Origin of the sequence: Streptacidiphilus jeojiense (assembly GCF_000719095.1) — a bacterium.
Lineage (GTDB): Bacteria > Actinomycetota > Actinomycetes > Streptomycetales > Streptomycetaceae > Streptacidiphilus > Streptacidiphilus jeojiensis.
In genome coordinates this window covers 60442-73871 of the sequence record NZ_JOEH01000002.1, presented here as the reverse complement: position 1 = coordinate 73871, position 13430 = coordinate 60442, and the positions used below count along the sequence as shown (strand labels likewise).

Below are 13430 nucleotides of genomic sequence, written 5' to 3'. Positions count from 1 at the left end.
AACGGCCCCGGGTTTCGTACCTACCCGAGTGTTCCGGCCAGTGAGCGCAGGGCCAGCTCGTAGGAGCCGATGCCGAAGCCGGCGATGGTGCCGGAGGCGACCGCGGAGATGACCGAGGTGTGCCGGAACTCCTCGCGGGCGTGCGGGTTGGAGATGTGCACCTCGATCAGCGGAGCGGTCCGCTGCGAGGCGGCGTCCCGCATTCCGTAGGAGTAGTGGGTGAACGCGCCGGGGTTGATCACCACCGGGTACTTCCCGTCGGCGGCCTCGTGCAGCCAGCGGATCATCTCGCCCTCGTCGTTGGTCTCCCGGACCTCGACGTCCAGGCCCAGCTCCTTGCCCAGCGCGGTGCAGCGCTCGACCAGGCCGGCGTAGGAGGTGGAACCGTAGACGTCGGGCTCACGGCTGCCCAGGCGGCCCAGGTTGGGGCCGTTCAGGACCAGCACCTTCTGGCTCACTTCGCCACCTCGGCGTAGGCGGCCACCAGCAGGGTCGGGTCCGGGGCCTCCAGCACGGTGGGCTTGCCCAGGCCGTCCAGGACGATGAAGCGCAGCATGTCCGCGCGGGACTTCTTGTCCAGCTTCATGGTCTCCAGCAGCTTGGGCCAGGCGTCCGCCTGGTAGGTCAGCGGCAGGCCGACCGAGGCCAGTACGGCGCGGTGCCGGTCGGCCGTGGCGTCGTCCAACCGTCCGGCCAGGCGGCCGAGTTCGGCGGCGTAGACCATGCCGACGCTGACCGCGGCGCCGTGCCGCCACTTGTAGCGCTCATTGCGCTCGATGGCGTGCGCCAGGGTGTGGCCGTAGTTGAGGATCTCCCGCCGGCCGGCCTCCTTGAGGTCGCCGGAGACCACCTCGGCCTTGACCTTGATGGAGCGCTCGATCAACTCGGCGGTGTGCGGGCCCTCGGGGGTGGTCGCGGCCTGCGGGTCGGACTCCACCAGGTCCAGGATCACCGGGTCGGCGATGAAGCCGGTCTTGATGACCTCGGCCAGGCCGCTGATGTAGTCGTTGCGCGGCAGCGTCTCCAGGGTGGCCAGGTCCGCGAGCACCCCGGCCGGCGGGTGGAAGGCGCCGACCAGGTTCTTGCCCTCGGCGATGTTGATGCCGGTCTTGCCGCCGACCGCCGCGTCGACCATGCCCAGCAGGGTGGTCGGCATGGCGATCCAGCGGATGCCGCGCAGCCAGGAGGCGGCGACGAAGCCGGCCAGGTCGGTGGTGGACCCGCCGCCCACCGCCACGATCGCGTCGGTGCGGGTGAATCCGGTCTGCGCCAGCACCGACCAGCAGTACGCGGCCACCTCGGCGCTCTTGGCCTCCTCAGCGTTGGGCACCTGCAGCGCGATGGCCTCGTACCCCTGCGCGGCCAGGTCGTCCCGGATCGCCTCGCCGGTGGCGGACAGCGCCTCGGGGTGCACCACAGCCACGCGCTGGGCCGCGGAACCGATCAACCCGCCCAGCTCGCCCAGCAGCTGACGGCCCACCAGCACGTCGTAGGGGGAACTGCCGGCGTTGCCGCCGACCCGAATCCGAGTGACTTCCTGAGACTCCGTCATGCCTTCTCCAGCTGAAGCGCGTTGAGGACGGCGTCGGCCACCTGGTCGGGCGTCAGACCGTCGGTGGCCACCACGGCGCGGGCGACCTCGGTGTACAGGGGGCGGCGCTGCTCCATGAGCTCGCGCCAGCGGGCCCGCGGGTTGCCGATCAGCAGCGGGCGCGGGGCGTCCAGGCCGACCCGCTTGACCGCGTCGTGCAGGGACACGTCCAGGAAGACCACGGCGTGGCCCGAGAGCAGTTCCCGGGTCCGCTCGCGCATGATCGCGCCGCCGCCCAGCGCCAGCACGCCGTCGTGCTCGGCGAGCGCGGTGCGCACGGCCTCCGCCTCCAGCTCGCGGAAGTGCGCCTCGCCGTGGTCCACGAAGAGGTCGGCGATCGGCTGGCCGGCGGCGGCCACGACGTCGGCGTCGGTGTCCCGCAGGCCCACGCCCAGCCGTGCGGCCACCGCGGCACCCACGGTGGACTTGCCCGATCCCGGCGGTCCGACGAGCACCACCACCGGGGCGACCGTCGGGCCGCTCATCGGACGATCAGGTTGTCGAGGTACCCCTGGACATTGCGGCGGGTCTCGCTGACGCTGTCCCCGCCGAACTTCTCGTCCACGGCGTCCGCCAGCACCAGCGCGACCATCGCCTCGGCGACGATCCCGGCGGCGGGCACGGCGCAGACGTCGGAGCGTTGGTGGTGCGCCCGGGCCACCTCGCCGGTGCGCACGTCGATGGTGGCCAGCGCACGCGGCACAGTCGCGATGGGCTTCATCGCGGCGCGCACCCGCAGCACCTCACCGGTGGACATGCCGCCCTCGGTGCCGCCGGAGCGGTCGGAGGCGCGGCGCACCCCGTCCGGACCGGGCACGATCTCGTCGTGGGCCTGCGAGCCCGGGACGCGGGCCAGTTCGAAGCCGTCGCCGACCTCGACGCCCTTGATGGCCTGGATGCCCATCAGCGCGCCGGCCAGCCTGGCGTCCAGCCTGCGGTCCCAGTGCACGTGCGAGCCCAGGCCCGGCGGCAGGCCGTAGGCCAGCACCTCGACGACCCCGCCGAGGGTGTCGCCGTCCTTGTGGGCCTGGTCGATCTCGGCGACCATCCGCTTCGCGGCGTCGGCGTCCAGGCAGCGCACCGGGTCCTCGTCCAGCCGGGCCTCGTCGGCCGGGACCGGGACCACGCCGGCCGGGGCCTTGGCCGCGCCCAGCTCCACCACATGGGAGACCAGCTCGATGCCGCAGACCTCCTTGAGGTAGGCGCGGGCGACCGCGCCCAGCGCTACGCGGGCTGCGGTCTCCCGGGCGCTGGCGCGCTCCAGCACCGGTCGGGCCTCGTCCAGGTGGTACTTCTGCATCCCGACCAGGTCGGCGTGGCCGGGGCGGGGGCGGGTCAGCGCCTCGTTGCGGGCCAGGCCCGCCAGGATCTCCGGGTCGACCGGGTCGGCCGACATCACCTGCTCCCACTTGGGCCACTCGGTGTTGCCGACCATGATCGCGACCGGGCTGCCCATGGTCAGCCCGTGCCGGACGCCGCCGAGGAAGGTGACCTGGTCCTGCTCGAACTTCATCCGGGCGCCGCGTCCGTAGCCGAGCCGACGGCGTGCCAGCGCGTCCACGATCACCTCGGAGGTGACCGGGACACCGGCGGGCAGGCCCTCCAGCGTCGCCACGAGTGCGGGGCCGTGCGACTCCCCCGCCGTCAGCCAGCGCAAGGTACCCAACGGTGCTCCTCAAAGATCCGGACGTGCGTCGTCTCCGATCCTCCCACGAGACCCTCCGGAGCTCAGAATCCGTCCGGATCCTGGCTGCGGGCTGTGCATGGTTGTTCGCGCACGCTTTTGAATCAGCACAGCCCCGCGCCCCTGAGCAAGTGCAACTGAGCCAGTCGCAGACCCCTAGGGGCGCGGGGAACTGCGCGACAAACCAGGCAGACGCCGCACCCGAGATCCCTCAGAGACCACCCAGCGCCGCCTCGCCCGCGGCCCGCATCGCGGCCAGCGGAGCGGGGGTGATCCCGGTGAACATCTCGCACTGCAGCACCGCCTGGTGCACCAGCAGGTCCAGCCCGCCCAGCACACTGCCTCCGCGCTGCGACCAGGCGGCGGCCAGCGCCGTGGGCCAGGGGTGGTAGAGCACGTCGAACAGCACGCCGGGCGTCCGCGGCACCGCGCCGGCCAGGTGGTCGGTCGCCCCGACCGGCGTCGTGGAGACCGTCAGCGGCGCGCCGAACGCCTCCGCCGCGCGCTCCCACGCCGCGGTCCGCACCTTCACCTGCAGCCGCTCCCCCAGCGCCAGCATCTGCGCGGCCCGCTCGGGGCCCCGGACGTAGGCGGTGACCTCGCCGGTGCAGATCCGCCCCAACGCGGCCAGCGTGGACGATGCGGTGGCGCCGGCGCCCAGCACCGAGGCGGACTCCACCGAGGTCACCCCGCGCTCGCGCAGCGCCGCGACCAGACCGGGGACGTCGGTGTTGTCGCCGGTGCGGCGTCCGTCCGCGGTGAACACCACGGTGTTCACCGCGTCCACCGCCAGCGCCGTCGCGCTGATCTCGTCCAGCAGGGGTATCACCACCCGCTTCAGCGGCATGGTCAGCGACAGCCCGGCCCAGCCCTCGCCCTCGACGTCGAGCGCGGACAGGAAGCCGGGCAGCCCGGCCTCGTCCACCTCGAAGCGGCCGTAGTGACGGTCGGTCAGACCCAGCGCCGCGTAGGCGGCGTTGTGCAGCACCGGGGAGAGCGAGTGCGCGATCGGCGAGCCCAGTACCGCGGCCCGGGTGGCGGTGCGCATCAGTCGCACTGCCCGGCGACGGCGTCGAAGCCCTGGTTGTGGGCCGTGCAGTACTGCTTCACCAGCACCTTGAAGTCCGTGAAGGTGTCGGCGAACTGGGTGTTGGTCGGGGTCATCGCGATGAAGTAGAGCCAGTTGCCCGGCGCCGGGTTGAGCACCGCGTTGATGGCGTCCATACCCGGGTTGCTGATCGGGCCCGGGGGCAGTCCCTTCACCAGGTAGGTGTTGTAGCCGCCGGCCTGGTCGCCGTTCTTCTGGGCGTTGGTGAACTTGGTGGAGTTCAGCGCGTACTGCAGCGTGGTGTCCAGCTGCAGCTGGCCGTGGGTCTCACCGTCGGTCTCGTTGATGCGGTTGCTGAGCACCCGGGCGATCTTGCTGAAGTCGGCCGTCTTACCCTCGGCCTGGAGGATGCTCGCCTCGATGAGGACCTGGTAGCCGTTCTTCAGCTTGACCCCCGGAGCCTTCGTGTCCAGGTCAAGGGCCTGGTACTGGGCGACAGCATTGGCGACCATTTGCTTCAGCAGGTCGGCCGGTTTCATGCCCTTGCTGACCGAGTAGCGGGTCGGCCAGAGGAAACCTTCGATGTCACCGTTCGCGTAGGACGGCAGACCAAGTCCCGAGATGTTGTCCTTGGCTGCCTTCGCCGTGGTCCCAGCGGGCAGGCCGAGCTTGGCGTCGATCTTGGTGTAGATCGCGCTGGCACGCATGCCCTCGGTGACGGTCATCACATCACCGCCGTTGTCTGCGATCAACAAGGCGACAGCATCAGCGCCGGACATCTGCTGTTTGAGCGTGTATGAACCAGGCTGGATGCTGCTGGCCTTGACGTTCTTGTTGTAGGCATTCACGAACGCCTGGCCGCTGGCTACCACGCCGTCAGCCTTCAGGACGTTGGCCATGGCCCAGCCGTCGGCGCCGCTGGGGATGGTGATCGTCACCGCTCCGGTGCCGCCGCCCACGTAGTCGGCGGGCGGCCCGAAGTGCGACTTGTAGAAGCCGTAGCCGTAGTAGCCGCCGGCCCCGATGCTGGCGACCAGCAGCAGCGACATGCCCAGGCAGGCCACCCCGCTGCGCTTGCGCTGGGTGCGGCCGGCCTGCTTGCGCTTGCGCTCGCCCTGCCGGCTGTCGTCCTCCTCGGCCAGGAAGGGCTGGTAGTCGTCCTCGTCGTCGTAGCCGTCGACGTGCTCGTCCTGGTACTCCTCGACCAGTTCCTCGTCCTCGGCCTGCACCTCCTCGACCTGCGGCGCCAGCTCCTCGGCGTCCAGGGCTGCGGCCTCGGCCTCCCAGTCGATGCCGTCCGGGCCCAGCACCGGGGCGGCGGGCTGGACCGGCTGCGGCCGGGGCGGCTGGCGGTAGGGCTGCTGCGGCCGGACCTGCTGGGGCTGCTGCGGGTAACCCGGCTGCTGGTAGCCGGGCTGCTGCGGATACCCGGGCTGCTGCGGCTGGGGGTAGCCGGGCTGCTGCGGGTAGCCCGGCTGCTGCACGGGGTACTGCCCGGTGCCGTACGGGTCCTGTGCCTGCGGATCGCCCCAGCCGTTCGTCGGCTGCTGCGGGTAACCCACAGATCCGGCATAGGGGCTGCCCTGATTCGGGTCCCCGTGGCCCCACGGTGCGGTGCCGTAGCCCCGGCCCTGGTCGGTCATGCTTCCCCTTGGACGACGTGGCGACCGGCATCCTCTCCGGTCGGACGGGACCTCCCCGCCGACGATCGAACCGGCGTGCCAAAGCGCGCCGTGAAGCGGAACGTTACCCTAGGCGCCCAGGAGCCGGTGCCGCAGCGTTAGCCATCATCCGCTCACGAATCGCCCGCAGAACGTCCCCCACGCCGTTCATATGACCGTCATCCCTCACTCGGAGCAGCGGTTTCGTCCGGTTCGACCAGCTGTCCCGGCGGCCTTCCGCTCGTCTTCTCCCCCTCCAGCGCGCTCTGCAGGATCACCACGGCGGCGGCCTGGTCGATCACGGAGCGTCCCTTTTTCGACTTCACCCCCGAGGCCCGCAGCCCCTGCGCGGCGGTGACGGTGGACATCCGCTCGTCCACCAGCCGCACCGGCACCCCGGCCGGGGCGAGCCGCGCCGCCAGCTCCCCCGCGTAGCGGCGGACCTTGGCGGCGGCCGGGCCCTCGCCGCCGTTCAGTGAGCGCGGCAGCCCCAGCACCACCTCGACGGCCTGGTACTCCTCGGCGAGGGCCACCAGCCGGGCCTGCGAGCCGGGGCCGGCGGGGACGGTCTCGACCGGGGTGGCGAGCATCCCGTCGGGGTCGCTCGAAGCGACCCCGATCCGGGCGTCCCCCACGTCCACGCCGATCCGCCGTCCCCGCCGGAACGCACCGTCGGTCATGCGCCCTGGACCTCGCGGCGCACCGCGGCGATGGCCTGGTCGACGGCGGCCGGGTCGGTGCCGCCGCCCTGGGCGACGTCGTCCTTGCCGCCACCGCCGCCGCCGAGGGTCTTGGCGGCGACGCGGACCAGCGCGCCGGCCTTGACCCCGCGCTCGCGGGCGGCCTCGTTGGTGGCGATCACCGTCAGCGGACGGCCGCCGACCACGCTGAACGCCGCGACCACGGCCGGACGGCCGCCGGTCACGCGTGCGCGCACATCCAGAACGAGCTTGCGAAGGTCGTCGGCTGTCGTCCCGTCAGGAACCCGAGCGGCGACCAGCGCCAGGCCGTTGACGTCCTCGGCCCCGTCGGCGAGTCCGGCCGCGGCCTGCAGCACCTTCTCGGCGCGGAAGCGCTCGATCTCCTTCTCGGCCTCCTTGAGCTTGCCCAGCATGCCGGCGATCTTCTCCGGCAGCTCGTCCGGGCGGCCCTTGACCAGCTCGGTGAGCTGGGAGACCACGGTGTGCTCGCGGGCCAGGAAGCGGTAGGCGTCCACGCCGACCAGCGCCTCGACCCGGCGCACCCCGGAGCCGATGGAGGACTCGCCGAGCAGCTTCACCAGGCCCAGCTGGGCGGTGTTGCCGACATGGGTGCCGCCGCACAGCTCCTTGGAGAAGTCGCCGATGGTGACCACCCGGACCCGCTCGCCGTACTTCTCGCCGAACTCGGCGATGGCGCCCTGCTTGCGGGCCTCGTCGATGCCCATGATCTCGGCGGTGACGTCCAGCTCCCGGGCCAGCACCTCGTTGATCTTCTGCTCCACGTCCGACAGCACCGTGCCGGGCACCGCGTTGGGAGAGCCGAAGTCGAAGCGGAAGCGGCCGGGCGAGTTCTCCGAACCGGCCTGGGCCGCGGTGGGGCCGAGCGCGTCGCGCAGCGCCTGGTGGGTCAGGTGGGTGGCGCTGTGGGCGCGGGCGATGGCCCGGCGCCGGGCCACGTCGATCACGGCGTGCGCGGCGGAGCCGAGCACCACCTCGCCCACCATCACGCTGCCCTTGTGGACGTACACGCCGGGCACCGGCTGCTGCACGTCGCGGACCTCGACCACGGCGCCGGAGTCCAGCCGCAGCCGGCCCTGGTCGGCGAGCTGGCCGCCGCCCTCGGCGTAGAAGGGGGTGCGGTCCAGCACCACCTCGACCTCGTCGCCCTCCTGGGCGGCGGGGGCCGGGACGCCGTCGACCAGCAGGCCGACCACGGTCGCCTCGGTCTCGTTGCTGGTGTAGCCGAGGAAGTCGGTGGCCCCGGCGCGGTCGGCGACCTCGCGGTAGGCCGAGACGTCGGCGTGGCCCATCTTCTTGGCCTTGGCGTCGGCCTTGGCCCGGTCCCGCTGCTCCTTCATCAGGCGGCGGAAGCCGTCCTCGTCGACGGTGACGCCCTGCTCGGCGGCCATCTCCAGGGTGAGGTCGATCGGGAAGCCGTAGGTGTCGTGCAGCTGGAATGCCTTGTCCCCGGGCAGCACCGCGCTGCCGGCGGCCTTGGTCTCGCCGACGGCGGTGTCCAGGATGTTGGTGCCCGCGCGCAGGGTCTTCAGGAAGGCGGCCTCCTCGGCCAGCGCGACCGTCTCGATCCGCTTGCGGTCGGTCTCCAGCTCCGGGTACTGCAGGCCCATGGTGCTGATCACGGTGTCGACCAGCCGGGCGACCACCGGCTCGGTGGCGCCCATCAGCCGCATGTTGCGGATGGCGCGGCGCATGATCCGGCGCAGCACGTAGCCGCGGCCCTCGTTGCCGGGGGTCACCCCGTCGCCGATCAGCATCACCGAGGTGCGCATGTGGTCGGCGACCACGCGCAGCGAGACGTCGGTGTTGTGCGCGGTGCCGTAGCGGACGCCGGTCAGCTCGGTGGCGGTGTCCATGACGACGCGCAGGGTGTCCGTCTCGTACATGTTCTGCACGCCCTGCAGGATCATCGCGAGGCGTTCCAGGCCGAGGCCGGTGTCGATGTTCTTGGCGGGGAGGTCGCCCAGGATCGGGAAGTCCTCCTTGCCGTCGCCGGCGCCGCGCTCGTACTGCATGAAGACCAGGTTCCAGATCTCCACGTAGCGCTCGTCGTTGACGGCCGGGCCGCCCTCGGCGCCGAACTCCGGGCCGCGGTCGTAGTTGATCTCCGAGCAGGGGCCGCAGGGGCCGGGGACGCCCATGGACCAGAAGTTGTCCTTCTTGCCCAGCCGCTGGATCCGCTCGGCCGGTACGCCGATCTTCTCCCGCCAGATGCTCTCGGCCTCGTCGTCGTCCAGGTAGACGGTGATCCACAGCCGCTCCGGGTCCAGCCCGTAGCCGCCGGCCTCCTGCGAGGAGGTCAGCAGCTCCCACGCGTAGCGGATCGCCCCCTCCTTGAAGTAGTCGCCGAAGGAGAAGTTGCCGCACATCTGGAAGAAGGTGCCGTGCCGGGTGGTCTTGCCGACCTCCTCGATGTCCGGGGTGCGGACGCACTTCTGCACGCTGGTGGCGGTGGCGAAGGGCGGCTTGACCTCGCCGAGGAAGTAGGGCTTGAACGGCACCATGCCGGCCGGGACGAGCAGCAGCGTCGGGTCGTCTGCGATCAGCGACGCCGAGGGCACGACGGTGTGGCCGCGCTCCTCGAAGAATCGCAGCCAGCGGCGGCGGATCTCAGCCGACTCCATCAGTTGTCCTCATTCCGGTCGTACGGGGTGATGTCAGTAGAAGTAGACGTTCCAGCAGGGGAAATCTCGAACGGTTTTGCACTGCTCGCGGTACCGCGCAGCACCGGCCTGTCCTGCGGGCCCGGCAGCGCCAGCACGCTGCCGTCCAGGCCCAGCTGCCGGTTGAGCTCCAGTTCGCGCTGGAGCATTCCGGCGCGGACCTCGCCCGCGAAGGAGCGTACGGCCCCGCCGAGCTCCACCGCGCCCTGGGCCGCCGTATCGGCGAGGCTGCCGGGGGTGATGCTGCGGGCCAGGCGGTTGGCCTTGTTGACGGTCCACACGGTCGCACCCGCGCCCACGGCCATCCAGAAGATCCTGCGCACCGTCCTCAACCCCTCCTGAGCATGCGGGCGAACACCCCGCGACGGGCGGTCGCCGAGCGCACCTCGGCCCTGACCATGCGGGCGATCAGCTCGCGCTCGGTCTGCTGCGGGACGTGGCGCTCCGGCTGCCCGGCCGAGCGCTGCCGGGCCACCGCGCTGCGCACGCCGTAGCTGAAGGCGGAGAGCTTCACCAGCGGGCCGCCCAGGGTCGCCGCCATGGTGGAGGACAGCGCGTTGGCGTTGGCCGCGGCGTCCTGCACGTTGGCGGTGATCTCGTCCACCCGCACCAGCTGGTCGTTGGCGGCGCGCAGGGTCTCGGCGGCCTCGTCCAGCAGCGGTACGGTCCGTTCGGTGACGGCGGCGACCAGCACGGTGGCCTGCCGCAGCGCGCCGGCCAGCCGGACCAGGACCACGGCCAGCAGGGTCACCAGCACCGCCCAGAACACGGCGACCACGAGGCCCGCGACCTCTCCACCGGACACCTTGGCGCTCCCTCGCTCATTCGTCGCTCGTCCAAACCGCGGGCGTGCGGAAACCCTATCGCGCCGGACCCGGCATTCCCGACCGCGTGACCCCCGGCCCGTTCGATCGTTGAACCGAACGGGGGAGCGCCCTCGGCACGCCCACTGGGGGATCCAAAGGGGGATCCGATGAACAGCGACACCGCGGGGAACCTCCCCGCCGAAACCACCGGCTTCGTCGGCCGGTCGGCCGAACTGGCCGAGGCCGTAAGGCTACTGACGACCGCTCGGCTGGTCACCGTGGTCGGCCCGGGCGGGGTGGGCAAGAGCCGCCTCGCCCTGCGCGCCGCCGCCGCGGGCGCTGCCACGGGCGCCGCCGACCCGTCCCGCGACGGGGCCTGGGTGGTCGAGTGCTCACTCGTCCGGGATCCCGAACTGCTGGTCCACGCCGTCGCCGAGGCGCTGCGGGTGACCGACGGGACGGCGCGCCCCCCGGTCGACATCCTGATCGCGCACCTGCGCGGGCGCAGCCTGCTGCTGGTCCTCGACGGCTGCGAGCACCTGGTGGACGGCTGCGCGGCGCTGGTGGCCAGGCTGCTCGCGGAGGCCCCCGGGCTGCGGATCCTGGCCACCAGCAGGCAGCCCCTGGGCGTCGGCGGGGAGCACCTGCTGCAGGTGCCGCCACTGTCCACCGAGGGCCCCGGCCCGGAGGCCGTCGAGCTCTTCGTGCAGCGGGCCGCCGCGGTGCTGCCGGGCTTCACCCTCACCGACGCCAACCGGGAGGCGGTGACCGCGCTCTGCCACCGGCTCGACGGCATCCCGCTGGCGCTGGAGCTGGCCGCGGGCCGGCTGCGGGTGCTCGGCGTCGAGCAGATCACCGAGCGGCTCAACGACCGGTTCCGGGTGCTCACCGGCGGCTCCCGCACGGCCCTGCCCCGGCACCAGACGCTGCGCACCGCCATCGGCTGGAGCCATGAGCTGTGCACCCCGGCCGAACGGCTGCTCTGGGCCAGGGTCTCGGTCTTCGCCGGCAGCTTCGACCTGGACGCCGCCGAGTACGTCTGCGCCGGCGACGGGCTGCGCGCCGACGAGGTGCTGGACCTGCTCTCCGAGCTGGTGGCCAAGTCCATCGTGCTGCGCGAGGAGGACGCCCCGGACCGTGACCCGTCCCGCGCGGCGCGCTACCGGCTGCTGGACACCCTGCGCGAGTACGGCGCCCGCTGGCTCGGCGACACCGGCACCGAGCCGCTGCTGCGGCGGCGCCACCGCGACTGGTACCTGGGGCTGGCCACCTGGGGCGAGATCGAGTGGTTCAGCGCCCGGCAGGTGCAGACCCGGGACCGCACCCACCTGGCCCAGGCCAACATCCGCGCCGCGCTGGACTACTGCCTGGCCGAGCCCGGCGAGGAGCAGATCGCCCAGTTCCTGACCGGGACGCTCTGGTACTTCTGGGTCGGCTGCGGGCACCTGGCCGAGGGCCGGCACTGGCTGGAGCGCGCCCTGGCGCTGTCCGACGAGCCCACCGAGGCGCGGGCCAAGGCGCTGTGGGTGACCGGCTACATGGCGACGCTCCAGGGCGACCTGGCCGCGGCCCGTCCGCTGCTGGAGGAGTGCCACCGGCAGGCCCTGGAGACCGGCGACGACCGGGCGCTGGCCTACGCGGTGCACCGGCAGGGCTGCGCGGCACTGATCGGCGACGACCTGGCCCGCGCCGCCGAGCTGCTGGAGGAGGCGATCTGGCACTACGAGAAGCTGGGCGAGCTCAACAGCAACGTGGTGATGGCCATGTTCGAGCTGGGGCTGGCGATGATCTTCCAGGGCGACACCGCGCGCGGCGAGTCCTGGATGGCCAAGGTGATGGACGTCTGCGAGGAGTTCGGCGAGCAGTGGGCCCATGCCTACGGCCTGTTCGCCTCCGCCTACTCGGAATGGCTGCTCGGCGACCTGCGCACGGCCCGGACCCGGGCCCGGGAGTGCCTGCGGATCAGCTACGGCTTCCGCGACCTGGTCGGCGTGGTGCTCGGCATGGAGGTACTGGCGCTGCTGGCGACCGAGCCGGACGAGGACGGCGCCCCCGGGGACCTGGCCGAGGCCCGGCTGCTGCAGGGCGCGGCCAACGTCATCTGGCGCAAGGTCGGCGTCCCGCTGTTCGGCTCGCGCAGCTTCAACGCCGCGCACGCCGCCTGCGAGGCGCGGGTGCTGGGCGCGCTCAGCGAGGAGCAGGCCGCCGCGTCGTTCCACCAGGGCACCCTGCTCGACCTGGACGCGGCGGTCGAGCGCGCCCTGCGCGGCGGCTCCGGCTCCAGCGGGGGCGGTCCGCCCGGCGGCGAGGTCCCCGGTCCGCGCCCGGTGCCCACGGCCCCGCGCAGTCCGGCGCCCGCGGACGCATGAGCGCCGGGTCGGTCCCCCTCGCGGGAGACCGGCCCGGCGCTCGTTACTGCACGTCCAACGGGTACCGCTCGCGGATCAGCGCGAGTAGTACTCGACGACCAGCTGCTCGTCGCAGATGACCGGGACCTCGCGACGCTGCGGCGCGCGGTCCAGACGGAAGGCCAGGGCCTTCAGGTTGACCTCGAGGTACTTCGGGGTCTGACCCTCGCCCGCGTTGCCACCCTCACGGGCGACCAGGAACGGGGTCTTCTCCTTGGAACGCTCGCGGACCGTCACCACGAAGCCGGGCTTCAGCTGGAACGACGGACGGTTGACCTTGCCGCCGTTGACCTCGATGTGGCCGTGGACGACCATCTGGCGGGCCTGGTAGATGGTGCGGGCGATGCCCGAACGCAGCACCAGGGAGTCCAGCCGGGTCTCCAGCTCGCTGATCAGCGCCTCACCGGTCTTGCCCTCGACCTTGCGGGCACGGTCGAACGCACGGGCCATCTGGGTCTCGCTCAGGTCGTACTGAGCGCGCAGGCGCTGCTTCTCGACCAGACGGACCTTGTAGTCCGAGTTCTGCTTGCGGCCACGGCCGTGCTGGCCGGGCGGGTAGGGGCGCGCCTCGAAGTACTTGACGGACTTCGGGGTCAGCGGAATGCCCAGGGCGCGGGCAATCTTGACCTTGGGACGCTTCTGGTTCGCCATGAACCAAACCTCATCTCACTGTACGAATCGGCTCACCACTGTTGAAGGAGGTCGCATCTCGCGGTCCGGGACAGCCAGTCACCGGAACCGGGCACAATGTGCAGCACACGACAGGCCCACCATCCCTGGAGGGATAGTGGGCTGCACGCGACACCCGAAGGGTGCGCAACGCTCCTGGAACCGCTCCTCGCGGTGCGGC

12 protein-coding genes are annotated in these 13430 nt (G+C 72.0%); 1 reads left to right on the top strand and 11 read right to left on the bottom strand.

Going from position 1 to position 13430, the window contains the following annotated elements:
• Window positions 1-20: 20 nt before the first annotated feature.
• The 10 genes from aroQ to IF29_RS0102295 form a co-directional block, all read right to left on the bottom strand.
• Window positions 21-458, bottom strand: a complete 438-nt coding sequence (aroQ, locus tag IF29_RS0102340) for a type II 3-dehydroquinate dehydratase (RefSeq protein WP_030248775.1) — start codon at window positions 456-458, stop codon at window positions 21-23.
• Entirely contained in the window at window positions 455-1552 is a 1098-nt protein-coding gene (aroB, locus tag IF29_RS0102335; protein ID WP_030248773.1) for a 3-dehydroquinate synthase, read from the bottom strand. The genes aroQ and aroB overlap by 4 nt, the downstream gene beginning before the upstream one ends.
• Window positions 1549-2076: a shikimate kinase gene (locus IF29_RS0102330; protein WP_030248772.1), complete on the bottom strand. Its 528-nt coding sequence runs from the start codon at window positions 2074-2076 to the stop codon at window positions 1549-1551. Before IF29_RS0102330 ends, aroB begins: the two co-directional genes overlap by 4 nt.
• On the bottom strand, window positions 2073-3257 hold the full coding sequence (gene aroC, locus IF29_RS0102325; protein WP_037594093.1) for a chorismate synthase: 1185 nt from the start codon (window positions 3255-3257) through the stop codon (window positions 2073-2075). The genes IF29_RS0102330 and aroC overlap by 4 nt, the downstream gene beginning before the upstream one ends.
• A gap of 229 nt (window positions 3258-3486) precedes the next feature.
• A complete protein-coding gene (locus IF29_RS0102320; protein WP_030248768.1) occupies window positions 3487-4323 on the bottom strand; it encodes a shikimate dehydrogenase in 837 nt (278 codons plus the stop codon).
• A complete protein-coding gene (gene mltG / locus IF29_RS0102315; RefSeq protein ID WP_051724788.1) occupies window positions 4323-5966 on the bottom strand; it encodes an endolytic transglycosylase MltG in 1644 nt (547 codons plus the stop codon). Before mltG ends, IF29_RS0102320 begins: the two co-directional genes overlap by 1 nt.
• 197 nt (window positions 5967-6163) lie before the next feature.
• Window positions 6164-6664, bottom strand: coding sequence for a Holliday junction resolvase RuvX (gene ruvX, locus IF29_RS0102310; RefSeq protein ID WP_030248764.1), 501 nt, complete (start codon window positions 6662-6664; stop codon window positions 6164-6166).
• Complete coding sequence (alaS, locus tag IF29_RS0102305; RefSeq protein WP_030248763.1) at window positions 6661-9327, bottom strand: alanine--tRNA ligase; 2667 nt, start codon at window positions 9325-9327, stop codon at window positions 6661-6663. The genes ruvX and alaS overlap by 4 nt, the downstream gene beginning before the upstream one ends.
• Window positions 9327-9689 carry a DUF6167 family protein gene (locus tag IF29_RS41495; RefSeq protein ID WP_198037246.1) on the bottom strand — a complete coding sequence of 121 codons (363 nt, stop codon included), beginning with the start codon at window positions 9687-9689 and terminating at the stop codon, window positions 9327-9329. The genes alaS and IF29_RS41495 overlap by 1 nt, the downstream gene beginning before the upstream one ends.
• Window positions 9690-9694: 5 nt before the next feature.
• Window positions 9695-10171: a DUF948 domain-containing protein gene (locus tag IF29_RS0102295; RefSeq protein WP_030248760.1), complete on the bottom strand. Its 477-nt coding sequence runs from the start codon at window positions 10169-10171 to the stop codon at window positions 9695-9697.
• Between the two features lie 168 nt (window positions 10172-10339).
• Here IF29_RS0102295 and IF29_RS0102290 point away from each other — a divergent pair, with 168 nt between their 5' ends.
• On the top strand, window positions 10340-12541 hold the full coding sequence (locus tag IF29_RS0102290; protein ID WP_030248759.1) for an ATP-binding protein: 2202 nt from the start codon (window positions 10340-10342) through the stop codon (window positions 12539-12541).
• 75 nt (window positions 12542-12616) lie between these two features.
• Here the strand turns inward: IF29_RS0102290 and rpsD are convergent, their stop codons facing one another.
• Complete coding sequence (gene rpsD / locus IF29_RS0102285; protein WP_030248757.1) at window positions 12617-13231, bottom strand: 30S ribosomal protein S4; 615 nt, start codon at window positions 13229-13231, stop codon at window positions 12617-12619.
• Window positions 13232-13430 lie beyond the last annotated feature (199 nt).

Excerpts from the sequence above, each read along its gene's own strand:
- ruvX (WP_030248764.1), bottom strand. The coding sequence starts at position 6,664 with ATGACCGACGGTGCGTTCCGGCGGGGACGGCGGATCGGCGTGGACGTG.
- IF29_RS0102330 (WP_030248772.1), bottom strand. The coding sequence starts at position 2,076 with ATGAGCGGCCCGACGGTCGCCCCGGTGGTGGTGCTCGTCGGACCGCCG.
- IF29_RS0102320 (WP_030248768.1), bottom strand. The coding sequence starts at position 4,323 with ATGCGCACCGCCACCCGGGCCGCGGTACTGGGCTCGCCGATCGCGCAC.
- aroB (WP_030248773.1), bottom strand. The coding sequence starts at position 1,552 with ATGACGGAGTCTCAGGAAGTCACTCGGATTCGGGTCGGCGGCAACGCC.
- IF29_RS0102290 (WP_030248759.1), top strand. The coding sequence starts at position 10,340 with ATGAACAGCGACACCGCGGGGAACCTCCCCGCCGAAACCACCGGCTTC.
- mltG (WP_051724788.1), bottom strand. The coding sequence starts at position 5,966 with ATGACCGACCAGGGCCGGGGCTACGGCACCGCACCGTGGGGCCACGGG.
- rpsD (WP_030248757.1), bottom strand. The coding sequence starts at position 13,231 with ATGGCGAACCAGAAGCGTCCCAAGGTCAAGATTGCCCGCGCCCTGGGC.
- alaS (WP_030248763.1), bottom strand. The coding sequence starts at position 9,327 with ATGGAGTCGGCTGAGATCCGCCGCCGCTGGCTGCGATTCTTCGAGGAG.